Source organism: Aeromonas sp. sia0103, from assembly GCF_963895295.1.
In the GTDB taxonomy this organism is placed as follows: Bacteria; Pseudomonadota; Gammaproteobacteria; order Enterobacterales; family Aeromonadaceae; genus Aeromonas; species Aeromonas encheleia.
Genome location: NZ_CAWQKG010000060.1, coordinates 62,094 through 88,782, shown reverse-complemented (window position 1 = coordinate 88,782; position 26,689 = coordinate 62,094). Strand labels below are relative to the sequence as shown.

Annotated in this window: 26 protein-coding genes; 11 read left to right on the top strand and 15 right to left on the bottom strand. The window is 66.6% G+C overall.

The genetic code is table 11. The features are described 5' to 3' along the window. Positions 1 to 47: 47 nt before the first annotated feature. A complete protein-coding gene (locus AACW18_RS18040) occupies positions 48 to 1,661 on the top strand; it encodes an alpha-amylase family glycosyl hydrolase (protein WP_218389452.1) in 1,614 nt (537 codons plus the stop codon). 66 nt (positions 1,662 to 1,727) lie between these two features. Here AACW18_RS18040 and AACW18_RS18035 read toward each other — a convergent pair whose 3' ends face one another. Continuing rightward, entirely contained in the window at positions 1,728 to 2,264 is a 537-nt protein-coding gene (locus tag AACW18_RS18035) for an MgtC/SapB family protein (protein WP_218389451.1), read from the bottom strand. Positions 2,265 to 2,287: 23 nt separating this feature from the next. Then, the gene (locus tag AACW18_RS18030) at positions 2,288 to 3,730 is read right to left on the bottom strand and encodes a RimK family protein (protein WP_218389450.1); all 1,443 of its coding nucleotides are present in this window, start codon (positions 3,728 to 3,730) and stop codon (positions 2,288 to 2,290) included. A gap of 185 nt (positions 3,731 to 3,915) precedes the next feature. Here AACW18_RS18030 and AACW18_RS18025 point away from each other — a divergent pair, with 185 nt between their 5' ends. The 3 genes from AACW18_RS18025 (at position 3,916) to AACW18_RS18015 (ending at position 5,491) form a co-directional block, all read left to right on the top strand. After that, positions 3,916 to 4,389: a GNAT family N-acetyltransferase gene (locus AACW18_RS18025; RefSeq protein WP_218389449.1), complete on the top strand. Its 474-nt coding sequence runs from the start codon at positions 3,916 to 3,918 to the stop codon at positions 4,387 to 4,389. Positions 4,390 to 4,461: 72 nt separating this feature from the next. Further along, positions 4,462 to 4,701 carry a DUF3624 family protein gene (locus AACW18_RS18020; RefSeq protein WP_042651956.1) on the top strand — a complete coding sequence of 80 codons (240 nt, stop codon included), beginning with the start codon at positions 4,462 to 4,464 and terminating at the stop codon, positions 4,699 to 4,701. Positions 4,702 to 4,744: 43 nt separating this feature from the next. Further along, a complete protein-coding gene (locus AACW18_RS18015; RefSeq protein WP_042652184.1) occupies positions 4,745 to 5,491 on the top strand; it encodes an SDR family oxidoreductase in 747 nt (248 codons plus the stop codon). A gap of 63 nt (positions 5,492 to 5,554) precedes the next feature. Here the strand turns inward: AACW18_RS18015 and AACW18_RS18010 are convergent, their stop codons facing one another. Continuing rightward, positions 5,555 to 7,027, bottom strand: coding sequence for a C69 family dipeptidase (locus AACW18_RS18010; protein WP_218389448.1), 1,473 nt, complete (start codon positions 7,025 to 7,027; stop codon positions 5,555 to 5,557). A gap of 408 nt (positions 7,028 to 7,435) precedes the next feature. On the opposite strand from AACW18_RS18010, the gene AACW18_RS18005 reads away from it, so the two are divergent. Further along, entirely contained in the window at positions 7,436 to 7,873 is a 438-nt protein-coding gene (locus tag AACW18_RS18005) for a hypothetical protein (protein ID WP_042651958.1), read from the top strand. 147 nt (positions 7,874 to 8,020) lie between these two features. On the opposite strand, the gene AACW18_RS18000 is transcribed toward AACW18_RS18005, so the two are convergent. Continuing rightward, the gene (locus tag AACW18_RS18000) at positions 8,021 to 8,569 is read right to left on the bottom strand and encodes a hypothetical protein (RefSeq protein ID WP_256351938.1); all 549 of its coding nucleotides are present in this window, start codon (positions 8,567 to 8,569) and stop codon (positions 8,021 to 8,023) included. Positions 8,570 to 8,823: 254 nt separating this feature from the next. On the opposite strand from AACW18_RS18000, the gene AACW18_RS17995 reads away from it, so the two are divergent. After that, on the top strand, positions 8,824 to 9,999 hold the full coding sequence (locus AACW18_RS17995) for an iron-containing alcohol dehydrogenase (protein WP_218389446.1): 1,176 nt from the start codon (positions 8,824 to 8,826) through the stop codon (positions 9,997 to 9,999). 144 nt (positions 10,000 to 10,143) lie between these two features. Here the strand turns inward: AACW18_RS17995 and AACW18_RS17990 are convergent, their stop codons facing one another. From AACW18_RS17990 to AACW18_RS17980, 3 genes are all read right to left on the bottom strand, one after another. Continuing rightward, positions 10,144 to 10,770: a glutathione S-transferase family protein gene (locus tag AACW18_RS17990; RefSeq protein ID WP_218389445.1), complete on the bottom strand. Its 627-nt coding sequence runs from the start codon at positions 10,768 to 10,770 to the stop codon at positions 10,144 to 10,146. A 124-nt stretch (positions 10,771 to 10,894) separates the two neighbouring features. Next, on the bottom strand, positions 10,895 to 12,163 hold the full coding sequence (locus AACW18_RS17985; RefSeq protein ID WP_218389444.1) for an O-acetylhomoserine aminocarboxypropyltransferase/cysteine synthase family protein: 1,269 nt from the start codon (positions 12,161 to 12,163) through the stop codon (positions 10,895 to 10,897). Between the two features lie 147 nt (positions 12,164 to 12,310). Further along, complete coding sequence (locus tag AACW18_RS17980; protein WP_126623239.1) at positions 12,311 to 12,487, bottom strand: hypothetical protein; 177 nt, start codon at positions 12,485 to 12,487, stop codon at positions 12,311 to 12,313. 100 nt (positions 12,488 to 12,587) lie between these two features. Here AACW18_RS17980 and sgrR point away from each other — a divergent pair, with 100 nt between their 5' ends. The 3 genes from sgrR to AACW18_RS17965 are packed head-to-tail and all read left to right on the top strand — an operon-like array spanning position 12,588 to position 15,503. Beyond that, complete coding sequence (sgrR, locus tag AACW18_RS17975) at positions 12,588 to 14,327, top strand: HTH-type transcriptional regulator SgrR (RefSeq protein WP_218389443.1); 1,740 nt, start codon at positions 12,588 to 12,590, stop codon at positions 14,325 to 14,327. A gap of 50 nt (positions 14,328 to 14,377) precedes the next feature. Next, positions 14,378 to 14,773: an acyl-CoA thioesterase gene (locus tag AACW18_RS17970; protein WP_042651963.1), complete on the top strand. Its 396-nt coding sequence runs from the start codon at positions 14,378 to 14,380 to the stop codon at positions 14,771 to 14,773. Between the two features lie 31 nt (positions 14,774 to 14,804). Next, positions 14,805 to 15,503 carry a hypothetical protein gene (locus AACW18_RS17965; RefSeq protein ID WP_218389442.1) on the top strand — a complete coding sequence of 233 codons (699 nt, stop codon included), beginning with the start codon at positions 14,805 to 14,807 and terminating at the stop codon, positions 15,501 to 15,503. A 44-nt stretch (positions 15,504 to 15,547) separates the two neighbouring features. Here the strand turns inward: AACW18_RS17965 and AACW18_RS17960 are convergent, their stop codons facing one another. Both AACW18_RS17960 and AACW18_RS17955 read right to left on the bottom strand, forming a co-directional pair. Continuing rightward, the gene (locus AACW18_RS17960) at positions 15,548 to 16,300 is read right to left on the bottom strand and encodes a lipase secretion chaperone (protein WP_218389441.1); all 753 of its coding nucleotides are present in this window, start codon (positions 16,298 to 16,300) and stop codon (positions 15,548 to 15,550) included. Further along, positions 16,297 to 17,208 carry a lipase family alpha/beta hydrolase gene (locus AACW18_RS17955; protein ID WP_218328678.1) on the bottom strand — a complete coding sequence of 304 codons (912 nt, stop codon included), beginning with the start codon at positions 17,206 to 17,208 and terminating at the stop codon, positions 16,297 to 16,299. Before AACW18_RS17955 ends, AACW18_RS17960 begins: the two co-directional genes overlap by 4 nt. A gap of 280 nt (positions 17,209 to 17,488) precedes the next feature. Between AACW18_RS17955 and AACW18_RS17950 the strand changes: the two genes are divergently transcribed. Together AACW18_RS17950 and AACW18_RS17945 are read left to right on the top strand one after the other, a co-directional pair. Next, positions 17,489 to 17,914 (top strand): DUF2753 domain-containing protein, encoded by a 426-nt coding sequence (locus AACW18_RS17950; protein ID WP_218389522.1) that lies wholly within the window; start codon positions 17,489 to 17,491, stop codon positions 17,912 to 17,914. Positions 17,915 to 17,936: 22 nt separating this feature from the next. Next, positions 17,937 to 18,551 carry a superoxide dismutase gene (locus tag AACW18_RS17945; protein ID WP_218389440.1) on the top strand — a complete coding sequence of 205 codons (615 nt, stop codon included), beginning with the start codon at positions 17,937 to 17,939 and terminating at the stop codon, positions 18,549 to 18,551. Between the two features lie 68 nt (positions 18,552 to 18,619). Here AACW18_RS17945 and AACW18_RS17940 read toward each other — a convergent pair whose 3' ends face one another. The 6 genes from AACW18_RS17940 to menH all read right to left on the bottom strand — a co-directional run bounded on the left by AACW18_RS17940 (position 18,620) and on the right by menH (position 26,669). Next, a complete protein-coding gene (locus AACW18_RS17940) occupies positions 18,620 to 19,534 on the bottom strand; it encodes a SanA/YdcF family protein (protein WP_371317046.1) in 915 nt (304 codons plus the stop codon). A gap of 191 nt (positions 19,535 to 19,725) precedes the next feature. After that, entirely contained in the window at positions 19,726 to 22,470 is a 2,745-nt protein-coding gene (locus AACW18_RS17935) for a collagenase (RefSeq protein WP_218389438.1), read from the bottom strand. A 178-nt stretch (positions 22,471 to 22,648) separates the two neighbouring features. Continuing rightward, complete coding sequence (locus tag AACW18_RS17930; RefSeq protein ID WP_218389437.1) at positions 22,649 to 24,058, bottom strand: AMP-binding protein; 1,410 nt, start codon at positions 24,056 to 24,058, stop codon at positions 22,649 to 22,651. A 10-nt stretch (positions 24,059 to 24,068) separates the two neighbouring features. After that, positions 24,069 to 24,998: an o-succinylbenzoate synthase gene (gene menC / locus AACW18_RS17925; RefSeq protein ID WP_218389436.1), complete on the bottom strand. Its 930-nt coding sequence runs from the start codon at positions 24,996 to 24,998 to the stop codon at positions 24,069 to 24,071. Next, positions 24,998 to 25,858 carry a 1,4-dihydroxy-2-naphthoyl-CoA synthase gene (gene menB / locus AACW18_RS17920; protein WP_218291067.1) on the bottom strand — a complete coding sequence of 287 codons (861 nt, stop codon included), beginning with the start codon at positions 25,856 to 25,858 and terminating at the stop codon, positions 24,998 to 25,000. Before menB ends, menC begins: the two co-directional genes overlap by 1 nt. A 67-nt stretch (positions 25,859 to 25,925) precedes the next feature. After that, positions 25,926 to 26,669, bottom strand: a complete 744-nt coding sequence (gene menH, locus AACW18_RS17915; protein ID WP_339381584.1) for a 2-succinyl-6-hydroxy-2,4-cyclohexadiene-1-carboxylate synthase — start codon at positions 26,667 to 26,669, stop codon at positions 25,926 to 25,928. Between the last annotated feature and the right edge of the window lie 20 nt (positions 26,670 to 26,689).

Below are 26,689 nucleotides of genomic sequence, written 5' to 3'. Positions count from 1 at the left end.
CAGATGCGGCGCATCTGCGTCCATGCCACCACAGCGGGAAGATGACAATGAAACAGGGAAAGTTGCGTTATGGCGGTCTGCTCGGGGCCGCCTTGTTATTGTCGGCATGCGGCAGCGGGGGCGGCTCCGGCGCCGAGACCCAGCCGCCGATCGTCAATCCCCCTCCTGCGGCCAGCAGCCGCGCCTGCTATGGGGATGATCAGCCCGCCTGCAACCTGAGGATCTACCAGGTGATGGTGGAGTCATTCGTCGACGGCGATGGCGCCGCCAACTACGGCGTCGGTTACGGTCCCTCCCGGCACAACGGCGATCTGCAGGGCATCATCGCCAGCCTGGATCACATCAAGAGCCTCAACGTCAACGCCATCTGGCTGACCCCGGTGTTCGACTCCTGCGCCGGTCAGGGCGGCGACGACAGGCTGGATGCCACCGGCTACTTCGCCTGCGACTTCTTCAACGTGGATCCAAACTTTGGCAGCAACGCCCAGCTCAAGCAGCTGGTGGAGGCGGCGCACCAGCGCGGCCTCTATGTCTTCCTCGACGGCGTCTTCGGCCACGTCAACAAGGTGGGGGTGAGCAAGCCCTCGCCCGAGGGGCGCCTGCCGGCCCTCAAGAGCGGCGGCGTCGGTTATCCGGGCCAGCTGGTGGACTACGGCAAGCCCGAGAGCCTCGCCTACTTCGAGGAGGTGGCGCGTCACTGGGTCGAGCAGTACGGCATCGACGGCTGGCGCCTCGATCAGGCCTACCAGCTCGGGCTGGACGAGTGGCGGGCCATTCGCGCCGAGGTCGAGCAGGCCAGTGCGGCGCGCAAGGCGGCCGGCCAGCAGTGGGGCACGCTCGGTTACCTGGTGGGCGAGGTGTGGAATGGGGCGGACGAGATCCGGGCCGAGGCCTATGGCCCGAGCGACAACCCGGCGCTCTCCTCGGCGTTCGACTTCCCGCTGCGCTACGGCCTGATGCAGGCGCTGGCGGTGGAGGAGTCCGGCAAGGGCGGGCAGGGGGCCAGCGTGCTCGACGCCAGCTGGAACAAGGTGGAGAACTACCCGGATCACGCCATGCCGAACCTGATGCTGGGCAACCACGATCTGGTGCGCTTCGGTGATCTGCTGGAGCGCGGCAACTTCGATCCGGCGGACTACTGGCTGCGTCACAAGGCGGCCTTCAGCTTCCTGGCGGCCCGCTCCGGCCCCATCACCCTCTACTACGGCGAGGAGTTTGGCGACGAGGTGCCGGGCTTTGCCAAGCAGGTGAGCGGCGACTGTGCGGCCCAGGGGTTGTGCGACGATCACGTGGCCCGCAGCGACGGCAAGGTGCCGGGTGTCACCGGCTTCGTGCCGGACGGCGAGCAGGCCGAGCTCAAGCAGTGGCTCGCCGAGCTGCTGGCCCTGCGCGCCGCGCATCCCGCCCTCTATCAGGGGGAGCGGGTCAAGCTGGTGGCCGAGGGCAGCGTCTACGGCGACATCAAGCAGACGGCGACGGAGCAGATCGTCTACCTGCTCAACGTCTCCAGCACCCCCCAGAGCTACAGCCTGCCGGTGGCCAGGCTGCGCGGCGGCAGCGCCCTGGTGGATCTGCAGAGCGGCGAGCGCCTCCCCATCGGTGGCAGCAGCCTGACGGTGGCGCTGCCCCCCTTGAGCGGCCGCTTCCTGCAACTGCAGTAGTGACGGGACAAGCACAAAAAAGGGCTCCATCGCGGAGCCCTTTTTGTTGCCAGGCGCAGGGGATCGTCACTTCTCGATGCCGCTGCCCAGCTCCTCCTGACGGGTGCTGGCCTGGGCGCCGTGCTCAGTGCCGCTGCGCCAGTGCTCGAGCCGGTTGTGCACGCCGCGGCGCAGGCTCTTGAAGCTGGTCTCCAGATAGTGGACCCCCACCAGGATCCCCAGGGTCACACCGGTGAGCAGCAGCGCCTGGCGCAGCATTCCCATGCCGATGAGGGCGCCGAGGGCGGCCAGCATCCAGATGGTGGCCGCCGAGGTCACCCCCAGCACCTGACCATCCCGGGTCATCATGACCCCGGCGCCGAGGAAGCCGATGCCGGTGATGAGCTGGCCAAGCACCCGCGCCTGATCCGCGGGCAGCGGGCTGACGGCGGCGCCGATGGCGAGGAAGCAGTAGGTGCCGACCACGATGAGGGAGGAGGTGCGAATGCCGACCGGCTTGCCGTGCAACTGCCGCTCCAGCCCGACCAGACCGCCACACACCAGACAGGCCAGGATGTTATCCCAGCCAAGGGGCGCTATGTCCCACCACTGCGTTGTCATCATATCCACCTCTGCCACCCTGCTCGTTATCCTGCCGCGCTCTGCCCCCGGTTCTCCAGCCGTTGCCGGAAGGCCCTGGCCAGGCGCTCGTAGAGATCTTTGGCCTCTCTGTCTTCAATATCGCCACGTATCCAGGGATTGTCGATGATTTCCAGCAGCACGCAGTCGCGACCCTGCTGGCGCAGGTCGACCCCGAACAGGCCGTTGCCGAGCTGATGCACGGCGCGGCGGGCGGTCTGCAGCACCCGCTCCGGCACCTCGGTCAGCGGCAGCGCCTCGATCCGGCTCAGGTCGAGGGGGTGCTTGCGGCGGCGGATGCGGTTGCCCGGCTCCGGCCGGAAGCGGCGGCAGGCGAACAGCGGCGAGCCGTCGAGAAAGCCGATGCGCCAGTCGAACTCGGCGGGGATCCGGCTCTGCACCAGCAGCAGGGCGGAGCGGCCCAGCCCCTCGTCCAGCAGGCGGGCGAGCTGGGTCTCGTCGCTGGCCATGGCCAGATCCCGGCCCTGGGCGCCATCGGGGACCTTCACCATCAGCGGCAGGCCGAGGCGCTGCACCAGCTCGTCCACCTGGTGGCGGCCGCGGCGGGTCACCACCATGGTCGGCGGCATGGGCACGCCGCTGCGCACCATCAGCTCGTAGAGGTAGAGCTTGTTGCTGCAGGCGAGGATGGCGCGGGAGCTGTCGATCACCGGCATCTTGAGCTGCTCGGCGCGGCGGGCGAACTCGAAGGTGTAGTGGCCGACCGCGGTCTCGGCGCGCAGCCAGAGGGTATCGAACTCCGGCAGCCGCTCGATGGCAGAGGGGGGTAGCAGCTCGGCCTGGATCCCCTGAGCGGCGGCGGCCCGGATGAAGCGCTCGAGCGCCAGGGCATCGCTGCTGGCGCGGCCATCGTTGGGATCCATCAGGATGGCGAGCTGGTAGCGCGGCGCCGCCTGCTCCTCATCCCCGGTGCCGACCAGCGCCTGGGCGTGTTGCAGCATCAGCGCCTTCTCGCTCTGGCTCAGTGCCAGCGGCGACAGGCTCTGCTGCTGGCGCACCGACCAGCCGTGGCGGCCGCGCTTGAGGGTCAGCTCCTGCAGCGGCAGCTGGCTCAGGCCGTAGTAGTAGCGGGCCAGCCCCGCCAGCTCGCTCTGCTCGCACTGGCCGAAGATGGCGCGCACCCGGATCCTGTCCTCGCTCTGCTGGACCAGCCAGCCCTGCAGCTTGCGCCACAGCTTGGCCGGCGGCTGCTGGGGTTGCAGCACGCTGATGGCCTGCAGGCCGGGCAGGCAGTGGTGGCTGCGGGCCTGGGCCAGCAGGGAGCAGTAATAGCCAGCGCTCAGGTGCTCCAGGCTGCGGCAGAGGTTGATGATGCGGGGGCGGCCACCGGTGGTGGGCAGGCCGTGTTGCAGGTAGGTGCGGGCGGTCAGCAGATAATCGGCATGGCAGGGCCAGTCGCCCAGCTCCTCGACGATGACATAGGTACTCATATTTTCGGCTCCACAGATCAGACTGCCTGGACGGCAGGATCCCCAGTGGGCTTCGATGCACCGACAAGCACGACAATGGCGCGAGGGGAAACAAGAGGTTACAGTGCCTAATATGCCGCCTTGGTAACTTGTGATACAAGTCGCATTTCTGGTGCTGAGGATAAATAACCGAACAAGGACTCCCCGTGTTGACCCTGCGCGCCGCCCGAACCGATGATTTGGGCGCCATCGTTAAGCTGGAACGCTACTGTTTTCCCCCCGAGGTCGCCTTCGGCCGCAGCCGCTGGCACTATCTGCTCACCCAGGCCAAGGGGCGTACCCTCTTGCTGCTGGACGACAAGGCCCAGCTGATGGGCTATCTCAGCGTGCTGGAGCACAGGGGCTGGGATCGGCTGGTGATCCAGACCCTCGCCATCCGCTGGACGGTGCGCCGCCAGGGCTGGGCCCGCCGCATGCTGGAGCAGGTGATCCAGGAGGGCCGACAGGCAGGCTGGGGCGCCATCCGGCTCGAGGTCGCCGATGCCAACCCCGAGGCCCAGACTCTCTACCAGGGGCTGGGGTTCCGTCCCCGGCTCCGGCTGCCGGATTACTATGGGCCAGGCCTGCACGCGCACCGGCTGGTGCTGCCGCTGGGATCCGGTGAGCAGGGGCTGGCATGAGCCGCGACGACTGCCTCGCCACCGCCTTCGGGGTCAGCATGAGCCGCGCGGTCTCGGCATCGAGGGGCCGGCATGAGCTGTGACGACTGCCTCGCTACCGCCATCAGGGCCAAGCTCGGGCGCTGCCGGGCCTGCGCCCTCCAGACCCTGGTCATCGGGCTGGCGGGTTGGCTGGCCTGGTGGTGGTTCGGCGCCGATGCCTCGGTCAATGCCCTCACCGGCCTGCTGTTCGCCCTGGGGGGCAGCGGCCTGCTGCTGCTGCACCTGCTGGCCTTCCTCTGGCGCCGGGGTGGTCGCGGGCTGGATGAATAAATTCATTTTTGTTTCAACAAGATAGATAACAATGGAGGTTCAGATGATAGCAATGGTAACGGGCGCCTCGTCCGGTTTCGGGGAGGCCATCAGTCGCCTGCTGGTGAATGCGGGCTACAGGGTGATCGGCACCGGTCGCCGTGCCGAGCGGCTGGCCGCCCTGGCCGGTGAGCTGGGGGATGACTTCCTGCCGCTGGTGTTCGACGTGCAGGACAAGGCCGGGACCCAGGCCGCCATCGACGGCCTGCCGGTCGCCTGGCAAGAGGTGGATCTACTGGTCAACAACGCCGGTCTGGCGCTCGGGCTGGAGCCCGCCCACAAGGCGGACCTCGAAGACTGGGAGCAGATGATCGCCACCAACATCAGTGGCCTGACCCTGCTCACCCGCTTGCTGCTGCCGGGCATGGTGGTGCGCAACCGCGGCCACGTGGTCAACATCGGCTCCATCGCCGGCACCTACCCCTATCCGGGTGGCAACGTCTACGGCGCCACCAAGGCGTTCGTGAAGCAGTTCAGCCTGAACCTGCGCGCCGATCTGGCGGGCACCGCCATCCGCGTCACCAACGTGGAGCCAGGCCTGTGCGGCGGCACCGAGTTCTCCAACGTGCGCTTCCACGGTGACGATGCCAAGGCGGCCACCGTCTATCAGGGGGTGCAGGCGATCCAGCCGGAAGACATCGCGAGCACAGTGCTCTGGGTCAGCCAGCAGCCCGCCCACGTCAACATCAACAGCATCGAGATCATGCCGGTGGCCCAGACCTTCGGTCCGCTCCAGATCAGCCGCCGCTGATTGCCCCGTTTGACGAAATGAGAAGAGGCACCCCAGGGTGCCTCTTCTGTTTTGGCGAGCCGGTCAGAGGCTCATGATCTTCTTGAACTCCGCCTCCGAGTACTTCTTCTCGCTGCGCTTGGTGAGATCCGTCATCAGCTTGTAGCGCAGATCCTTGGCCAGCTGATAGCTCTGCTCCAGCTGACCGTAGGAGTAGTCCGACGCGAGGCGCAGCGCCGTCCCCTTGTCGCTGGCATAGGTCTGCTTGAGCGCCTGGTCGAGCACCGCCACCTCCTTGTAGAGCTTGTCGCTCTGCTTGCCCCAGACGCCGCGCAGCAGCGGCAGGTATTTGTCCGGCTGGGTGCTGGACAGCGCGGTCAGGCTGCGGAACTGCCAGTAGGCGGAGTCATCGGAGTAGCTGTCGCTGCCGGTGCTATAGGGCAGGGGGTAGCTTTCAAGGGTATTGTAGAGCGGCACCATCACCGACTCGGCCAGCACCCCGTAGCTCTGCCAGATCAGCCCCTGCAGCTCCTTGGGCATCTCCTTGCGCAGCTGGATGATGTGGGATTCCAGCTGGCGATCGATGCGGATCGGCCGATCCGCCTTGCCCTCCAGCGGGGTGCCCTGGTAGGTGGCGCTGAGCAGGCGGGTGACATCCGGCACGGCGATGGGGGCATCGGGCTTCATGAACAGCGGATACTGCGCCTGACGGGTGGGCTGCTGATGGGAGGCGGTCAGCAGTTGCTGGCCGAGCCACTCCCTGTCCACGTTGTAGGGGTCGGCGATGACCCCGAACGCCTTGGCGAAGTTGAAATCGCTCGGATCTGCCTTGTCGAGCAGCTTGTGCTCTCGCACGAACTCCAGCAGCCTGGGGGAGTGGAGCACATCCGGGCTATCGAGATTGACGCCGTGGATGCGCAGGCCGTTGGCCACCATGGCGTAGCTGTCGTCCGGCACCCGCACCGCGATCCAGTGGTGGCCCGAGCCTATCTCCATCAGCCAGGCCTCGTTCACATCCGCCAGATAGAGGCTGTTACCCTCGCCGGCGCCATGGGTCTCCACGTAGTGGCCGAGCAGTTCTACCCCCTCCTTCGCCGTCCTGGCCTGGGGCAGGATCAGGCTGGGGATGATGGCCTCGATGACCCCCTTCTCGATCAGTGGATCGGCCTTCTGCGCCCGCTCGTTGACCTCGGCGCTGGTGGTGGCCGAGAGGGCGACGTTGAACTCGTTGATGCCACGCTCCTCGTAATACTTGCCGGCCGGATCGCTGGTGGCGGCATCCCAGTCGCGGATGGCGGAGTAGGCGAGGAAGGCCTTGGGCATGGGCACCTCCAGGCCGTTGCCCAGTCTCCAGCGTTTGCCTTCGTTCTGCTGGGCGGAGCGGAAGACCAGGTACTTGTTCCAGTTGTTGACGCCAAAGTCCTCATTTCTGGCGATCATGATGCTGCCATCCGCGCTGGCGCCCTTGCCGACGATGAGGCCGGTACAGGCGTCGGCGCGGGTACCCAGCAGGCCGATCAGGGTGGCGGAGAGGAGACTCAAGGTATGTATTTTCATGAGGTTGCCCGAACGTTGAGGTGAGTGAGAGTCAGGCGAGGGATGAGATGCGGGTTGCCACAGGCCGGATGCGGCAAGGGGAAGATGCCGGTGAATTGGTCTGCATATTATTGGTTTTGCAAACATATCATCCACAATACGGCGTCCTGACTGTATTGTGCGCCGGCATGGTATGCCTCTGTGGTTGTTTATTTTGTGATCACGTGTTCATTATTGATCTTTGTCTGGTCAGCACTGACCCTATTGGTGACATCTGTTGAGATGGCCTCCTGCGGCCGCAGATCGGTGATGGGGATACTGCTATCCGGGTGGGGAGGGCAAGTTGGCCTGTAACTTGCTCACCTTGTCGGTCATGACGGGGATCCCTCCCCGCACGCCGGATCGGCCGGCAGACAGCTTGGAGCCTTCATGGATATCAAACCTTATGGTCAGCAACTCGCCCAGAGTGCGTCCCACAACCGCGCCCTGGCCACCCTAGGCGCCGACGACGGCCCGCAGGGCGGCGGCTGGGAGCAGCAGGTCAGCCTCTCCAGCCAGCGGCTGACCGGCAAGGCACAGCAGGTGCTGACCTACGAGCACCTGGCCAAGAGCGGCAAGGGCTCCTCCCCGACGGGGGGCGTCAACAACCTGGGGATGCAGCAGTTGGTGGACAAGGCGCTCGGCTTCGATCGCAAGAAATTTGACGATCTCGAGAGCCAGCTCAAGGGGGTGGCCGACAACCAGCAGCTGTCGAGCGAGCAGCGGGAGCAGCAGACCAAGGCGTTGACCGAGCAGCGCGACGCCATGCTCAAGGCGGCCATGGATCGCCTCAGCGGCAAGCAGACGGGCGAGAAGCAGAGCGCATAAGCCGCGGATCATGGCTCAAACGGCAATCTTTGGTGACGGGGGGCAAGCGCTTGCCCGGCGGCGATCAGGGTATGGACGCCGAGCGCCCTGCATGAAGAAGGGAGGGCCTGGGCCCTCCCTGTGCATGAGTGAAGGGGATGTCAGCGGTTATTTCGTCTGCGGCTCGATCCCGATGCCAACGGCCGTGGTCTGGACGGCCTTGATCTGGTCACCCTTGGCGATCAGGGCGAACTGCGCCGGATCATTCACCCTGAGGGTGAGGGTCTTGTCCACGCCCTTGACCTTGATGGTCTGCTGCTGCTTGTCGAGATCGATGACGTCGGCATAGATGGTGACCTGCATGCCAGCGCCGGCGGCCGGTTTCTGCCCCGCGGCGGCCTTGCCTCCCTCGGTCTCCACCACACGTTTTCTCACCCCGGCGGTGCCCTTGAGCAGCTCCAGATCCAGCAGTTGCAGGTATCTGAGCGCGACCTCGTCACCCACCTTGACGTTCTTGAGATTGGTCACCTCGTCCCCGGCGACGATATCGAAGCTCTCGCCCTCGGTATTCTTCAGGCTGACCTTGCGGGTCGCCATGTCGATGGCGGTCACCGTGGCCTTGGCTGTCACCTCTTCCGCCAGCTGGGCCTGGCCTGGGGTGATCGCCACGTTGGTGATGACCTCGGCGGCCTGTGTAGCGGATGCGAGTGCAAACAAACCAGCGATCCATGCGTGTTTCAGTTTCATGATTGAGACCCTATGGCTAGAAAACGGAACCCCGTGAGAGGCGCCCGATGGCGAAACGGCGGTGGCGCCATGACGATTGACGATGGGAGGGGTTATGGCCCTGCCCGGTGACCACCATAGCAGAGTCACAGCTGAGTACCTATGCCGGCAACAACCGCCACCCCATTTTGGTAACAAGCTCCCGTTTTTGACCTCGCGGGAGTGCGGGCGCACAATTCCCCTGCATGCATTCAACCGAGGGCTCTGCCGTGTACAACTTCCAATATGCCAACCCCACCCGCATCTGCTTCGGCGCGGGCCAGATCGCCAGCCTGTCCGAGCTGATACCGAGCGGCAGCCGCCTGCTGGTGCTCTATGGCGGTGGCAGCATCAAGCAGAATGGGGTCTATGAGCAGCTGACCGAGGCGCTGGCGGGGCGGGAGTGGCTGGAGTTTCCCGGCATAGGTGCCAACCCCAGATACGATCAGCTGATGGAGGCGGTGGCGCTGGTGAAACGCGAGCGCATCGATTTCCTGCTGGCGGTCGGGGGTGGCTCAGTGGTGGATGGCACCAAGTTCGTGGCCGCCGCCGCCTGCTTCGAGGGGGAGGATCCCTGGGACATACTGCAGCACAAGGCACCGATCAAGGCGGCGCTGCCGCTCGGCTGCGTGCTGACCCTGCCCGCCACCGGCTCGGAGAGCAACCCCGCCGCCGTGGTGAGCCGGGGGGAGGCCAAGCTCTCCTTCTACAATCCGCTGGTGCTGCCGCAGTTTGCGGTGCTGGATCCCACCACCACCTACAGCCTGCCGGTGCGCCAGGTCGGCAACGGGGTGGTGGATGCCTTCGTGCACATCATAGAGCAGTACCTCACCTTCCCGGTGGGGGGCGAGGTGCAGGATCGGCTGGCGGAGGGACTGTTGCAGGTGCTGGTGGATAACGGCCCCAAGGCACTGAGCGATCCCACCGACTATCAGGTGCGGGCCAACCTGATGTGGGCCGCCAGCCTGGCGCTCAACGGTCTCATCGGCCGCGGCGTGCCCCAGGACTGGGCCACCCATGCCATCGGCCATCAGCTCACCGCCCTGCACGGGCTGGATCATGCCCAGAGCCTGGCGGTGGTGCTGCCCTCCCTGCTGCGCGCGCAGGCCGCCCAGAAGCAGGAGAAGCTGGCCCAGTTTGCCGAGCGGGTCTGGCACTCCAGCCGGGAGGACAAGGCGCTGCGCATCGAGGAGGCGATCATCCGCACCGAGCAGTTCTTCCAGCAGATGGGGGTGGGCACCCGCCTCGCCGACTATGGCCTGGACGAGCGCTGCATCCCGGCCATCTGCTCCAACCTGAAGCGCTTCGGCCTGACTTCGCTCGGGGAGCAGCAGGACATAGATCCGGACAAGGTGGCGCGGATCCTCTCCCACGCCCGCTGAGTCCGAAGCTGCCCGACGAGGATCCGGGCCGGCTGGCCAGGATCCTCCCTCAGACCTGTGGATCCTCGGGTCGAGCCCGAGCCAAAAAACGCCCCGTTGATCGGGGCGTTTTGCATCCTGTGGTGAGGGACTGTGGGCCGTGGCTCAGGCGCCCCGATCCAGCTCGCGCTCCAGCGCCGCCGCCTTCTGCCGGGCCGGGTGGTCGTTGAGCCGCTGCCAGTAGGCCTGCAGGTGCGGGAACTGGGCCAGCTGCCCGCTCTGGGCCAGCAGATCCACCAGGAAGGAGTTCATGATGTCGGCGCCGGAGAGGCGATCCCCCACCAGATAGCGGCGAGTGCTCAAGACCGCATTTAGATAGCCAAGCACCTTGGCGCACTCCGCCTTGGCATAGCCCGGCAGGAAGCGCATCGGGCTGCCGTCTTTGCGCACGAACATGTCGAGCAGCAGCGGCAATATGCCGGAGCTCTCGGCAAAGTGCAGCCACTGCAGGTACTCGGCGTACTCGGGGCTCTCCTGGGACGGGGCCAGTTGCCCGGCGCCGTGGCGGGCGATCAGGTATTCGGTGATGGCGCCGGATTCGGCCAGCACCCGCCCCTCCAGCTCGATGACCGGCGACTTGCCGAGGGGGTGGATGGCCCTGAGCTCGGGCGGCGCCAGGAAGGTGGCGGCATCGCGTTGGTAGGCCTTGATCTCGTAAGGCAGCCCCAGCTCCTCGAGCAGCCAGATGATGCGTTGGGAGCGGGACTTGTTCAGGTGGTGCAGGACAATCATAAGAACCTCGATTCGATGGCAGGAGGCAGTCATACGCGCCGGCGAGCCGGTCGGTTCACTCCGCCGTGCAAAAAGGCAAAAAACGGAGGGCGGGCGCCAGGCTCGCCCTCCGGGCTCGGTCGACTCAGGCCGCCAGCGCCTGGTCCAGATCCGCCAGTATGTCCTCTATGGCCTCTATCCCCACCGACAGCCGGATCATCTCGGGTTTGACTCCCGCCTTGGCCTGCTCTTCCTCGTTCAGCTGGCGATGGGTGGTGGAGGCCGGGTGACAGGCCAGGGACTTGGCGTCGCCGATGTTGACCAGCCGCTTGAAGATTTTCAGCGCATCGTAGAAGCGGATGCCGGCCTCGTAACCCTCCTTCAGGCCGAACGAGAGGATGGCCGAGGGGCGGCCACCCATGTACTTCTCCGCCAGCGGGTAGTGGGGATGGCCCGGCAGGCCGGCGTAGCTGACCCAGGCCACCTTGGGGTGATGCTTGAGGTGGTGGGCGACCCGCAGGGCGTTGTCCACGTGGCGCTCCATGCGCAGGCTCAGGGTCTCCAGCCCCTGCAGCAGCAGGAAGGCGTTCATGGGGGCCAGCGCCGCCCCTGTGTTGCGCAGCGGCACTGTGCGCACCCGGCCGATGAAGGCCGCCGGGCCGAAGGCTTCCGTATAGACCACCCCATGATAGGAGGGCTCGGGCTGGGTGAGCTGGGGGAAGCGCGCGGCGTGATCCGCCCAGGGGAACTTGCCCGAGTCGACGATGACCCCGCCGAGGGAGTTGCCGTGGCCGCCCACATACTTGGTGAGGCTGTGCACCACTATGTCGGCGCCGTGCTCGATGGGCTTGCACAGTACAGGGGTGGCGACCGTGTTGTCGACGATGAGCGGCACCCCGCGGGCGTGGGCCACCTTGGCGAAGGCGGCGAGATCGACGATGTTGCCCGCCGGGTTGCCGATGCTCTCGCAGTAGACCGCCTTGGTTCTGTCGTCGATGAGGGCGGCGATGGCCTCGGCGCTGTCATCCGCGGCGAAGCGCACCTCGACCCCGAAGCTCGGCAGCATGTGGGCGAACAGGGTATAGGTGCCGCCATAGAGCTGGGGGGTGGAGACGATGTTGTCACCGGCGGCGGTCAGCGCCTGGATGGCGTAGGTGATGGCGGCGGAGCCCGCCGAGACCACCAGCCCGGCTATGCCCCCCTCCAGCGCGGCCATCCGCTGCTCCAGCACGTCGTTGGTGGGGTTCATGATGCGGGTGTAGATGTTGCCGGGCACCGCCAGGTTGAACAGATCCGCCCCGTGCTGGGCGCTGTCGAACTCGTAGGCCACGGTCTGGTAGATGGGCACGGCCACCGCCTTGGTGGTGGGATCGTGGGAAAAGCCGTGGTGCAGGGCCAGGGTCGCATCTTTCATCACACACTCCTTGTTGGATGTCGCTCGTCGCGGTCTCGGATGGATAGATGTCCAATCTAACAGGCCCTGATGCGATGTAAACCGCCAGATCCGGCAAAGCAATTGCGGTGGCCTTGCCGGCCTCCTGCTGGCCTGGCCGGGTCCGCCTCAGAGGCGGCGGCGATACTCCTTGTCGTCGATCTGGTTCATGTCCCACTGCATCAAGCGGTTGAGCTGGGTCATGGGATCCTCCACCAGCGACAGCGGGCGGGGCAGGATCCGCCGGAAGTAGCGGCGCAGGCTTTGCTGGATCCGGATCGGGGTGGGGGCGGTTTGTTGGCTCATGATGGTGCTCCTGTGCTGTGGCTCTCATGTTCGGCAACAGTATTGAGCTAAAATGCGGAAGTAAAAACTGACGACTTCTCTATCAAGGATTTCCTCTTTTATGCCCACCAGTCGCCTCCATCAGCAATTTCAACGACTCGCCCAGCAGGTCGGCAACGAGGAGCGGGAGATCAGTCTCGCCGAGGTCGCCGAGCTGCTGTGCTGCACCCCGCGCAACGCCCGCCTGCTGCTGCGGCGCATGCAGGATCAGGGCTGGCTCAGCTGGTCGGCCGAGGCGGGGCGGGGACGCCGCTCCCGGCTGCTGCTGCTCGACAGCCAGGAGAGCCTGATCCGGCGCCGGCTGCGGGCGCTGCTGAGCCAGGGCCAGCTCGCTCAGGCGGTGCGGCTGGCGGAGGATCGGCTGGATCTGCTCACCCCGCTGCTAATCGAGCAGCTCGGCCAGGCCACCCGGGAGGGGCGCCAGATCCTGCGGGTGCCCTACTACCGTCCGCTGCCCATGCTGCTGCCCACGGATCCGCTGCGCCGCTCCGAAATCCACCTGAGCCGGCAGATCTTCAACGGCCTCACCCGACGAAATGAGGAAAATGGGGAAATCGAGGGGGATCTGGCCCACCACTGGGAACGGCTAAGCCCCTGCCACTGGCGCTTCTACCTGCGACCGGCGGTGCGCTTCCACCACGGCCGCGAGCTGGGGGTGGAGGATGTGATAGAGAGCCTGCTGGCGTTGCGCGAGCGGCCGCTGTTCGCCCATCTGCTCCGGCTGGAGAGCCCCTGGCCGCGCACCCTGGATCTGCACCTGGACAGCCCGGATCCCTGGCTGCCCCATCTGCTGGCCGAGCCGGTGGCGGCCATACTGCCGCGGGAGCTCAAGGGGGAACCGGGCTTCGCCCTGCAGCCGGTGGGCACCGGCCCCTACCGGGTGACCGCCAACGATCACCTGCAGCTGTGCCTGGGTGCCTTCGACGACTACTTCGGTCTGCGCGCCCTGCTCGACGAGATCGACATCTGGATGCTGCCGGAGCTGGCGGAGCGGCTGGAGAGCCACCTGCAGCTCGGCCACGACAGCCCTGAGCTCGGCACCATGCGCGGCGAGTCGGAGCTGGAGTCCGGCTGCTACTTCCTGCTGCAGGACGACAGATCCCGGCCCTTGCAGGATCCGGCCTTGCGCCAGTGGCTGACCAACCTGCTCAACCCTATCGCCCTGATGGCACGGGTCGCCCCCGAGCTGCAACGGGGCTGGACCAGTGCCCTCGGCCTGCTGCCGCACTGGCGTGAGGCCCTGCCGGCGCCGCAGCCGAGCCCCGCGCAACGGCCGGAGCGGCTGGTGCTGGCCTGCTTCAACCAGCATCTGGAGTTCAACGAGTGCGCCGGTGCCATGGCCAGCCTGCTGGCAGAGCAGGGCATCCGGCTGGAGGTGCGCTCCCTGGATTACGACCGCTGGGTGAGCGGGGAGGATGAGGACGTGGATCTCTGGCTCGGCACTCTCAACCTCGAGCACGAGCAGGCGTTCGCCCCCTATGCCTGGTTGCTGGGCACGCCGCTGCTGCAGCGGGTATGGGGTCGCCAGCCGGGGTTGTGGCAGGGATTGACGCAGTGGCGTGCCGGCGGCGCCGAGCCGGGGCCGCGCGCCCTGCTGGCACAAGTGCAGCGCCAGGGCTGGTTCGTGCCGCTGTTCCATCACTGGCTGGAGCTGGAGAGCCGGGTCGGGGTGCACGGGGTGCGCATGACGGCGCTCGGTTGGTTCGATTTTCGCAGTGCCTGGCTAAAACCCGTACAGGGGGGAGAGCAGGAGGAAACCGGAGCCGGCTCCCACCCGGATGCAGGGACGCTTGAGTCGTGAGGGCGACCGCGCTAGCCTGTGCGCGGTCCAACGACAAGGAGTCGATATCCATGCTGGAAATGCAGATCCAACCCCGTTTTCAAGAAACCGATGCCCTCGGCCACATCAACAACACGGTGCCGGCGGTCTGGTTCGAGTCGGCCAGGGATCCCCTGTTCCGTCTCTTCTCTCCCGAGCTGGATGTGCATGACTGGCATCTGATCATCGCGGGCTATGCGGTGCAGTTCAAACGGGAGCTGTTTTACGGTCAGCAGGTATCGATCAAGACCGGAGTGCGCCGCATCGGCACCAGCTCCTTCACGGCCTGGCAGGAGGCCTGGCAGGGCGGCGAGCTGGCCGTCACCGCCGAGACGACCCTGATCCATTTTGACTACCGGACCCGCCAATCCCGTCCCCTGAGTGAGACGCACCGGGAGGGGCTGCGGGCCTGGTTGGTAGAGAGTTAATCCTGGCCCGCGGGCCCATCACAGGACATTTATGCGCAATACCCTGATCGCTCTGACCCTGGGACTCTGTTCCCTACCTTCGCTGGCCGCCACCCTGGCCGAGCAGTTTACCCTGATGGAAAAGGGGGCACAGAGTGCCCTCGACACCCGCCTGTTCAGTCATGACGGGGTGGATATCAAGGCCTGGATCGACGGCGTCCCCGTCATCATCGCCGTGCCTATCATGAACGAGCAGGGCAAGCTGGAGGGCGAGAGCCGCTACTACTTCAAGGGGGGCAAGCTGTTCGGGGTGAAGGAGCCGGCCGCCCAGTTCGCCTTCGATGACCAGGGTGTGCTCACCCAGTGGCTGGACGACAAGGGCCAGCCGGCCGAGTTCGTCAGCAAGATGAGCATGCAGCAGCGCGAGGCCTGGCTCACCAAGCGGGCCGCCGAGCTGAGCCAGCTGTTTGCCGCCAGTCCGGCGGAGCAGCAGGCCGCCAAGGGCACCAAGCTGAAGGGCAAGGAGCTGAGCCAGTGGCTCTGCAACGGCAAGCTGATGGTGCTGGCCAAGGGTGACAAGGTGATCGCCGAGCCGGAGAAGATCAAGTTGAGCGAGCGTGGCATGGAGGGAGAGGTCTCCCTGCGCCAGGACAAGGGCTGGCAGGATCTCTGCCTCAAGTGCGAGGTGCAGGGCACGCAGGTGACCCGCCTCACCTGGCAGCCCATGCCGGGGGCCAACAAGCCGCTATAACGGTATCGAGGATAGACGAGGGGGCCAGCAGGCCCCCTCGTCATTTATGGCTGCTCCCCGAGCCGCAGCCGGGTCAGCGCCTCGACTCGTCGCCACTGCTCAGGCTGAAACCAGCGTGCCAGGAGCGCCTGCTGCTGCTCGGCCCACTCGAAGGGGGGCAGGGGCTCTAGCTCGGCCAGATAGCCCGTCAGCTGCTGCTCGAATCCTTGCTGGTTCTGCGCCAGCTGGTGCAGGCGATCCACCGCCTCCGGCCCCAGCTGCTCCAGCAGCGCGGCGTCGCGCTCGGCGGGCGCCAGCCGATCCAGGCTCTGCAGCTCGCCGAGCAGCCGGCCGTTGGTCTCGGCCTCCCGAAACCACTGGGGCTGCTCCGCCAGCCAGAGCTCCAGCTCGGTGGCCAGCCCCTGTCTGTCTGCCTCGTTCGCCTCCGCCAGCGCCTTGCGGCGCAGGGTCCACTGCTCCATCAGCCGATCCTCGGCGAACAGCTGCTCCTGCTCGGCCGGGGTGAAGCGCTGTTGGCGCAGCTGCTCGCGTTGGTCGAACAGCAGCTGCAGGCTGGCGAGGCCAGGATCCGTCGGCACCCTCAGGCTGCCCTCCGCCGCCAGGAAGGCCCGATAGCGGGTCAGCAGCGGATCCTGCTCGTCCGCCTCGCCCTGCTCCAGGCGCTGGGCCAGCTGGTGGCGCAGCGCCCCCCGCTCGGGGGCCGCCGTCAGGCTGGGTGCTGGCGCTGGCCAGAACAGGGCACCCCCCAGCAGCAGGGCGGCCCCCAGGGGCACGGCTATGAGCAAAAGCCTGCTCATAGTCCCAGCCTCTGCAGGCGGTTGGCGTGCTGGCGATAGAGGGTGAGCGGATCTGTCTCAAACAGGTGGTGGATGCCGAACGACTGGTTCACCTCGTCCAGATGGTTCATCCGGTAGCCGGTGCCTATCACCTTGCCGAGGTGGCTGCTGCAGACCCCGACCAGGCCGTCGTTGGGCTCGCCGAAGAAGGTGCCGGTCAGCGCCAGCGCCGGATCCACCGGATCCAGGATGTTGGTCATGTTGCCGCGCCCGCTCCAGGAGAAGTAATAGACGCCGTTGGCGGCGCGCAGCGGCCCCTCGCCACAATGCTGGCTGGGCAGCCCCTCCGGGTAGCGCTGGTTGAAGCGCTCGGCGCCGGCGCTGGTCAGGGCATCGAGGGCGGCGAGGGGATCCTGCGGCAGATCGCTGCCACCGGAGAGCAGCGAGATGACGCCGGACAGCGCCGAGGCGGCGGCCAGCGCCAGCTGCTCGGCTACCGAGCCCGACTGAACCTTGGCACGGACCAGATCCGCAATCGCGGAGCCATGGTTGACGCCCCCCACGCTGGTGGCGGAGGCGACCAGCTCGGGGGCGACCGAGGCGACGTAGCGGATGGTGGGGCCGCCGTGGGAGTGACCTATGAGGTTCACCTTGTCGGCCCCGGTGATGGCGAGCACCTGCTGCACCTGTTTGAGCAGCTGTTCGCCGCGCAGCTCCGAGCTCTGGGTGGCGGAGACCTGCGCCACGTAGACGCGGGCACCGTCCCGGGTCAGCGCCTGGGGGATCCCGTAGAAGTAATCGACCCCGAGCAACTTGTCGAAGCCAAACAGCCCGTGCACCAGCACTATGGGGTAACGGGTCTGGGTATAACCTGCCGCCTGGCCCAGCATGGGCAGGGCGCACAGCAGCACCAATAGCCATCTCTTCATCTTCATCATCCTTGTGAAAACGGGCTGCCTATCCGACAGCCACCGGCCTCATGCCAGTCCTATGAGCATGGTAGCCACACTCGAATCTATCTGTGGAAGGGATCACTAAACCGGGTATTGCGGAAAAACCCTACCCATATGGGCAGAGGCGGGCACGCGAACCGGCGCTTGTGTTCGTCAGTCAAATAAGTTAAATAATAATTATTATCATTTAAGTGTTGAAGCCATGACGCTAAGTTGGGTGAAAGGATGGGTCGGTGCCACCGACGGGGACGACAGCATGGCGCACTGGAAGCAGCAGACGCTCCGCGGCAATCGCCATTTCGATGCCGGTGAGCATGCCAGGGCGCTCGACCATTACCAGCAGGCGCTGTGGCTGGCCCGTCAGCAGTTCGCCGGCTGGCACGACGCGGACGAAGCCGTGGCCGCCCTGGTGGTGGCGCACCACAACCTAGCGGATCTGCTGGTGGCCATGACGCTGCCGGACCGGGCCGCCGACCTGCTGTGCCACATCCACGACTGCCTGCTGGCCACCAGCCAGTCCCCCGCCTGTCCGGTGCCGCTGCGGGCCTCCGCCCTGCGTCACAGCCGCAACACCCATACCGAGCTGCTCGCCTTCGTGCGTCGGCACGGCAGCCACGGCGGCATTCAACGCTGCCTCGGCCAATGCCTGTGTCAGGCCGAGCCAGCCTCCCGACTGCATTGATCCCAAGAAGAGAGAAACGAACATGAGCCATACCCTGCCTGCCCTCCCCTATGCCTACGATGCGCTTGAGCCTCATATCGATGCGCTGACCATGGAGATCCATCACAGCCGTCACCATCAGACCTACATCACCAACCTCAACCTCGCCCTGGAAGGGGCGCCCGCATTCGCGGCCCTGCCGGTGGACGAGCTGCTGCTGAGCTTCGACAGCCTGCCGGCCAAGGTGCAGGGGGCGGTGCGCAACCATGGTGGCGGCCACGCCAACCACAGCCTGTTCTGGCAGGTGATGAGCCCGCAGGGGGGCGGCGAGCCCGGTGGCGAGCTGGCCGAGGCGATAACGCGGGAGCTGGGGGGGCTGGATGCCTTCAAGCAGGCCTTCACCCAGGCGGCGCTGAGCCGCTTCGGCAGCGGCTGGGCCTGGCTGGTGGTGGACAAGGAGGGCAAGTTGCGGGTGGAGAGCAGCGCCAACCAGGACAGCCCCCTGATGCAGGGCCAGGTACCCATCCTGGGGCTGGACGTGTGGGAACACGCCTACTACCTCAAGTACCAGAACAAGCGCCCCGACTACATCGCCGCCTTCTACAAGGTGGTCGACTGGCCTGAGGTGGCGCGTCGCTACCGGTTGGCGCTGGCCTGAGCCTTCTCCTTTTCTGCCCTCCTAAAACAAGAGACCCGCCATCAGGCGGGTCTCTTGTTTCTGTCTGCTCAGGGGGCGGTGGCCGTCGCCGCACTGGTTGCCGTTGCCGCACTGGTTGCCGTCGCCGCGCTGGTCGCCGTTGCCGCGCTGGTTACCGTTGCCGCGCTGGTTGCCGATGCCGCGCTGGTTGCCGTCGCCGCGCTGGTTGCCGTTGCCGCGCTGGTTGCCGATGCCGCGCTGGCTGCCTTGTCGAGCGGCTTCTGCACCGGCGTCACCGGGGGGATCGGCAGGCAGGGCTGGCTGGCGCCTATGGTGCTCAGGGCCTGGCAGGGGATGGGACCGCCGATGACGATGGGTTCGCCGAGGAACTTGGGTCCCTTGTCCAGCACATAGAGATCGAGCAGCCCCATCAGCCGGGCGAATACCTCGCGTACCCGGGTCTTGATGCCCTGATAGGCGCTGGGATCCAGGGCGTTGAAGCCGACGGCCTCGATGCCGAAGTGGCGGGCGATGAAGATGGCGCGCTCGTTGTGGAAGGCCTGCGACACCACGGTGAAGTGGGCCTGACCGAACACCTCCTTGGCGCGCACTATGGAGTCCAGGGTACGGAAGCCCGCGTAGTCGCTGTAGATGGCGCTGGCCGGGATGCCGGCCTGGATCAGGGCCCGCCGCATCTGGCGCGGCTCGTTGTACTGCACGGTGGCGTTGTCGCCGGAGACCAGGATGTAGTCCACCTTGCCGTTGTTGTAGAGCTCGGCGGCGGCCTTGATCCGGTATTTGAAGTAGTGGTTCGGGCTGCCCCCGATCAGGTACTTGGAGGTGCCGAGCACCAGGGCGACCCGGTTGTAGGGCACAGCATCGACGTCGTCATAGGTGTAGTGACGGGCGTCCGAGACTGTCCACTCGCTGTAGCCCAGCAGCGCAATGGCAGAGGCCAGCAGCAGGCAGAGGCCGGCGAGCAGGATCTTGGCAAACTTCTTCATGCGCGGTGCGGTTCGGGTCTGAAATAAGGGGGAACAGGGAGCCATTCTATTACAACTTGGCGTCCGGCGTCAGGCCTGATAGCCGCCGATGGCGTCACTCGGGCAGAGACTGTCGTGGCCGGGCGATCTTTGCACAGCCTGGACCCAAGAGAAGGGGCAGCCCTGGCTGCCCCTGTCTGTTCGCCCGCTCCTCAGTGGGAGGAGTCGTTGGCCTTGCAGTCGTCAGAGTCCCGGTTGCTCTCCCACCAGGGCAGCAGGTCGTTACTCAGCCAGCTCTGGTAGGCCTCGCTGTCATCGGCGATCAGCTGATCCAGCCCGGCCTCGAAGGCACTCATCGCCTGCGCCTGATCCGGGTTGCGCAGGGCCTGGGCCAGCGCCAGCCAGCTGGCGCCGCGGCCGGTCTCGTTGAGGAAGCGGTGCACAGTGTAGGACCAGGAGTAGACCAGCTCGCCCCCCTTGTCATAATCCAGGTGCAGTATGTCGGCCAGGCCGGGTCGCTCGGTGGCCGGGCGGGCCGCCACATTGTCCAGGCCGCGGGCGAAGCACTGGCCGTGGGCGACGAACTCCGCCAGCCCCTCCGCCCACCAGGTGGTGCGGTTGAGCGGGTAGTGGCCGAAGCTGCCGTACTGGTTGAAGCGACCGTCCAGGTAGTGCACGTACTCGTGGCGCAGGTTCCACACTTGGAAGGCGGGGCGTTTCCACTCCGCCTCGTAGGCGAAGAAGCGCGCCTGGTTGCCGGGGCGGGCCGGATCCCCCTCGAGGTAGATGCCGCCGTTGTCGGTGGAGACGCCGCCAAACAGGGCGCCGCCGTAGCGCTGCCAGTCGGCGGAGGAGTCGAAGATCACCAGCTCCAGCGCCTCGTTGTGGTCATCCGCCACCGGCTGCCAGCCGGTCTCCAGTTGCTGGTGGAACTGCTGCTCCTCGGCGCCCAGCTCGCGGCAGATGCCGTCGGCCTGGGTCTGGGTCAGATCCTGGGCGCGCAGGCGCAGGGTCGGCGAGCAGGTGTGCTCGAACGGTAGTATGTCTTCCACCCGTATTGGGGTGCAGAGCCCGGCGAAGTCTCCGCTGATGCAGGCCTCGGCGGTGCGATCCGTGTAGGTCAGGTAGTAGGTGGAGAGGGTCAGCGACATGTCTGCCAGCAGATCCTGGCTCTGGGTGCCCCCAGGGATCAGGCCGTGATGGCGGATCAGGGCGATGACGGAGTCATCCAGCAGCTTGCGATAGCCGTCGCTCTCATCGGGCCTGGTGTGGCGGGCGACCCGGTAGAGGCGGGTGTAGGCATCCAGTACATTGTTGAGCAGGAACAGATCCTTGCCGCTGCGACCCTGCCACAAGGCGAGCTCGCTCATGCCGAGGGCGTGCAGCTGGCGGCGCAGCGCCTCATCCTGCTGGCGGAAGTCGGCGGCGAAGGCCTCGCTATGGTCGCTGGCGAAGTCGATGAAGTTGAGCAGATCGAACAGACCGGTGGCCCAGGCATGCTGGCCGTTGATCTCGCCGGCATGCAGGGTGCTGTAGGCCAGCATCTGGTTGAACTGGCCGAGCAGGGTGCCGAAGCGGCTCTGCACTGCCGGGCTCCGGAACTGGCCATGGAGGGCTATGCTCCAGGCGCCGATGACGGTGCCCACCTCGTCGCTCGCCTGCTCCGGGTAGAGCAGCGGATGGGCACCGAGGGCGGTCAGCGCCTCGGCCAGCGCCTCGGCGGCGGCCGGGCCGTCTTCCCTGTGCTTGCCGTAGTTGTGATAGTTGTGGGCACGCACGTATTCCAGCAGCAGCTTCATGGCCGGATGGGCGGGCTGATTGGCCGCCAGCAGGCTCTGGATGCCGCGCGACACCGCCAGCAGCTTGCGGTCGTCGTGGCCGTAGTTCTCCTGCCAGACGGGAGCGGGCTGGCCGCTGGCGTCCTGCACTATCTGGCTGGCCTCGGCATCCAGCAGCTCGGTGTCAGGCAGATCCGGCTCCGAGCAGGCGCGGCCATCGGCACGGCGGCAGTCGAGCTGCTCCTCCACGCTGGCCAGCACTATGGGGCGATTGAGCACCCGGCTCTCCTGCCACTCGGCGGTCTCCGGCAGGGCCTGCCATTCGCTGCCACCGATTGGGTATTGATAACCGCTGTCTTTGAGCACCACCTGCACCTCGCTGCCGGCGGGCAGAGTCTGGCGGCAGATCCGGTAGCTGATGGTCTTGTCCCCCTCCTGACGGGTCTGGGGCTGGTCGCACTCCTGCTGGGCCTTGGCCTCGTCCAGCTGCCAGCTATATTGGCGCCAGACGTGCAGCTCGCTCACCTGGCGGACGGCCTGACTGCCCGCCACCGGCTGCAGGCGGAAGAAGATCTGCTCGAGCCGGCCATCCCGCTCGTTGGGGGTCTCCTCCAGCACGCTCAGCTGTTGCCAGTCCTGCGGCCTGTATTGCCAAACCTGCTCGGCGCAGCGGCCCTCGGCATCGAGCTCGCAGCGATCCAGCTCTCGCTCGCTGTGACCCAGTATGATGCGCTCGGCAAGGGGCAGGCGATCCTGACGGGGGGTGGTCGGGGTGCCGGCCAGTGGCTCCCAGCGCCCCTGCTGCAGGCCATAGCCGAAGTCATAGCTGCTGGCCGGGATGGCCTTGCCGGCCGGTACCGCCTGCTCGCAGCTGAGGTAGCGGATCTGCCAGCCCTGCTCGACCCTGAGCCGCGGCTCGCCGCATTGCTGCTCCCCCAGGGCGGCCAGATCGGTCTCGCGCCAGTCGAAGCGGCGATAGACCCGCAGCTGCTGATAGGGGGCGCCGGCGTCACGGGCGCTCAGCTCGTAGGCCACTTCGGTGATGCCATCCCCCAGCTGGCGGCTCGATTCGCCGTTCAGCCGGTATTGCTGCCAGTCGGGGGAGTAGTTGGCCAGCGCCGAGGTGGCGAGCAGGCCGGGGGCTGCCAATAGCAGCAGTCGGGTACCCAGGTGGTTCATCATGATCCCTTTGGTGGAAAGTGGACGTGGGGGACCAGACAGGATATTGGGCTTCAAAGGAATATCAATTGGCCAGATGGCGCAAGGGGAGCTCCTGGCCGGGGAACAACATCAAAAAAACAGCCCCATAAGGGGCCGTATCGATAGCAAGGGCTCAGCCCCAGATGGGGGGCCAGTATCAGAGGCGCGGTTGCAGGCTGGCGGCCAGCTTGCTGCGGGAGGGCTTCAGGCTGCCGCCGAGATCCGGCCAGGGTAGCCACAGATCCGGCACCATGAAGCCGGGCAGGGCGGCGCGGATCCAGGCGGCCAGCTCGTCATGGGGCACCGGCTCGCCGTGCCAGTCGATGAAGGCGGCGGGGCGCTGGCCCCACTCCTCACTGGGGATGGGCACCACCAGCGCCTGGGCCACGGCGCCGTGATCCACCAGCCGCTGCTCTATGGTCTCGGGTTGGATGTTCTCGCCGCCCGAGATAAACAGGTTGTCGATCCGCCCCTCCACCACCAGCTCCCCGGCCGGGGTGAAGTGGCCCTTGTCGCGGGTGTGGAACCAGCCCTCCTCGTCCAGCGGTCGTTCCAGGGCGCCGGCCTTGAAGTAACCGGCGAACAGGGTGGTGCCGCGCACGCAGATCTCCCCCTGCCGGATGCAGAGCTCCCGCCCCGGCAACGGCCGCCCGACCACCCCGGGGGCGGCCGGCAGGCCGGTGCAGACCTGGCTGCCCATCTCCGACAGGCCATAACTCGACTTGGGGGTGAAGCCAAGCTCGCCGAGGCGGCTCACCAGCGGCTGAGGGATGGCGGCGCCGCCGAGCAGCAGCTCGCGCAAACGGGTGCGGGCGGGATCGAAGCCCTGCGCCAGCAGGCGCCAGAGCTGGGTCGGCACCAGCGAGAGGTGGGTGATGGGCTGGCATTCGAGGCGATCCTTGAGGGACCGGCTGCGATCGTCCAGCACCAGGCAGGCCCCCGCCAGAAAGACCCGGAACAGGATGGCGTAGCCGCCGACGTGGAACAGCGGCAGGGAGAGCAGCCAGCCGCAGTCGCCATCGAGGGGGAGCAGGGTGGCGGAGCCCCGGGCCGAGGCCAGGTGGTTGGCGAGGCGGTGTACCACGGCCTTGGGGGTGCCGCTGGAGCCCGAGGTGAGGATCATGTTGCACAGCCGCGCGGGATCCAGCGGCAAGGGACCGGCATCAGCGCTCAGCTCTGCGCCGAAATCCAGCCGCAGCGGGCGCCAGGGCCCGGCCGGCATCTCGTCCGCCGACCAGAAGGCGGCCACCGCCAGCTGATGCGCCAGCTCGGCCTGCCGGGTCGGCGGGAAGGCGGGATTGAGCGGGCAGAAGACGATGCCGCTGCGCACGCAGGCCCAGGCCAGCAGGGCATCGGCCAGGGCGCCGCGCACCACGGCGGCCAGCCGGTCGCCGGCGATCAGCCCCGCCCGTTCCAGCTGTTGGCAGAGGCCGTTGAGTCGCTCATCGAGCTGCCGATAGTTGAGGGGATGGTCGCCGTGGATGGCGATCCGCGCCGGCGCCTGGCTGGCCCAGTGGCGCACCGGGCAGGCTTCGGCTGGGGCGTCGGGCCCGGCGGCGGGCGGCATGGGGGCCCCCTCAATCACGGTGGAACAGGGGCTTGAGCAGCTTCAGATCGGGTTGACCCTGCTTGTCCAGCAGATCCCCCGCCAGCCAGCGGCGGGTATCCAGGCCAGGGGCCTGATCCGGGGCCCACTCACCGGCGAGGCGGGCGAGCTGACCGAGACCGACGCCGGACTCGAAGCAGGAGGAGACGATCACCTTGAGTTTCAGCTCACGGGCGCGGGCCACCAGCGCCTCGCTGTTGGCCAGGGCACCGAGCAGCGTGGGCTTGAGCACCAGCGCCTTGAGCTGGGGTATGGGCTGCCAGGGCTCGCCTCTGGTCAGCAGCTCGTCCAGCGCCACCGGCATGCCGGTGCGCGCCGCCACGAAGGCGATGTCGTCGAAGCTGGCGCACAGGTCTTCCAGATATTCGATCCGGTTCGGATCCAGGTGACCGCAGAAGGCCCAGGCCTCCTCGCGGGTCCAGCCCTGGTTGGCATCCAGCACCAGCTTCAGGTTGGGGCGCCGATCGAGCAGCAGGCGGATCAGCGCCAGCTCGTCCCGCATGGGGTAGCGGGCCACCTTCAGCTTGGCCTTGAGTGGCGTCTCGTGCAGCCAGCTCTTCCAGTTCTTGAGCAGTTCCTGGGGGGAGCCCTGAATGAGGGGATAGGGGTCGGGCAGGGGTGTCGTCTGCGCCGGCCAGTGGCGGCGGGCACAGTCGAAGCCAAATTGCACCGAGGGCAGCAGGGGGGCTATGGCTTGCCCCCTTGCCAGTTGTGTCAGGCAGCCGAGTGCCTCGGTCTGGGCCTCGGCCAGGGTCTCTTTGGAGAAACCGGGCAGGGGGGCAATTTCCCCCCAGCCGTCATCGATGCGCAGCAACAGGCCCTCTCGCGCCACCTCCACCTTGCCGTGAAAGGTCAGGGGCTGGGTAAAGGGCAGATGGTAGCGATAGAGGGCGAGTGTCATCAGGGGTTCCGCTTGTATTTGGAGAAGTCGGGACGGCGTTTCTCATTGAACGCGTTACGCCCTTCCTGACCCTCTTCGGTCATGTAGAATAGCATGGTGGCATTGCCCGCCAGCTCCTGCAAGCCGGCCTGGCCGTCGCAGTCGGCATTCAGCGCGGCCTTGAGGCAGCGCAGCGCCATCGGGCTGTTCTGCAGCATCTCGCGGCACCAGCGCACCGTCTCGCGCTCCAGCTCGGCCAGCGGCACGACCGTGTTGACCAGTCCCATGTCGAGGGCCTGCTGGGCGTCGTACATGCGGCACAGGAACCAGATCTCGCGGGCCTTCTTCTGGCCGACGATGCGGGCCATGTAGGAGGCGCCCCAGCCGCCGTCGAAGGAGCCGACCTTGGGGCCGGTCTGACCGAACTGGGCGTTGTCGGCGGCTATGGTCAGATCGCACATCATGTGCAGCACGTGACCACCGCCGACCGCGTAACCGGCCACCATGGCGACCACGGGTTTCGGGCAGGTGCGGATGTCGCGCTGGAAGTCGAGCACGTTGAGGTGATGGGTGCCCTCGTCATCGCGATAACCACCGTAGTCGCCGCGGATCTTCTGGTCGCCGCCGGCGCAGAACGCCTTCTCGCCGAAGCCGGTGAGGATGATGGTGCCGATATGATCGTCGTAACGGGCATCGGCCAGCGCCTGCAGCATCTCCTTGACGGTGCGGGGACGGAAGGCGTTGCGCACCTGGGGACGGTTGATGGTGATCTTGGCAATGCCATCTTGGGACTTGTGATAGAGGATGTCCTCGTAACCGGCGGAGCAATCCTGCCACTCTACGGCGGCATAAAGTTCCGCTTCTGTCATTGCTTCAATCATGTGCACTCTCTTTCTTGTGGGTGATGAGCCCGCTGGCGCGGGCATCGGGCAAATTATATCTGCCGGCTCATGGGGTGGCTGCGAGCCACTCGCGCAGGCAGCGGGCAAACTGGTCGGGCTGGTCGGCGTGCAGATTATGGCCGCCATCCAGCGTCAAGTGGTTGATATTGCAGCCCAGCTTCACCAGCTGGCAAGCCAGCCGATGGAATTTTTGATCCCGGCTGCCGGAAAGCCAGGTCACCGGCAGCGATGTGTCGGCCAGCCAGGGGGCGAGATCCGGCTGCCTGCCGAGCGACGTCGCCCGTAGCATGGCGGCGACGGCCTGGCCATCGTTGCCGAGACGGCGGGCGGCCTGACGGGCACGGGCGGCGTCGTCGAGATCGGCGAACACCCCCTGTCGGTACCAGTCGGCCAGCACCTCGGCCAGGGGCTCGCGCTCGAAGCGGCCGGCCCAGCCCTCGTCGTGTTTGATGCGGGCGGCCCGCTCTGCCTGCGGCAGGCCGGGGTGGCAGTTCTCCAGCAGCAGGGCCTGCAAACCGGCGGGAGATTGGCTGGCGTGATAGAGGGCGAGCCGCCCGCCCAGCGAATAGCCCGCCAGCCGATAGCGCACTATGCCGCGCGCCTGCAGCTCACCACAGAGCCACTGATGGGCCTGCTCGAAGCCGGTCATCCGCAGCGCCTGGTTGCTGCCGTGGCCCGGCAGATCCAGTGCATGGCAGGGGATCCCCGGCAGGGCCTCGATCACCGCTTGCCAGTCGCGGCCGTCGCCGAGCAGGCCATGCAACAGCACTAGCGGTATGTTAGCTGCCACGGATAGCCGCCCTCAGTGCC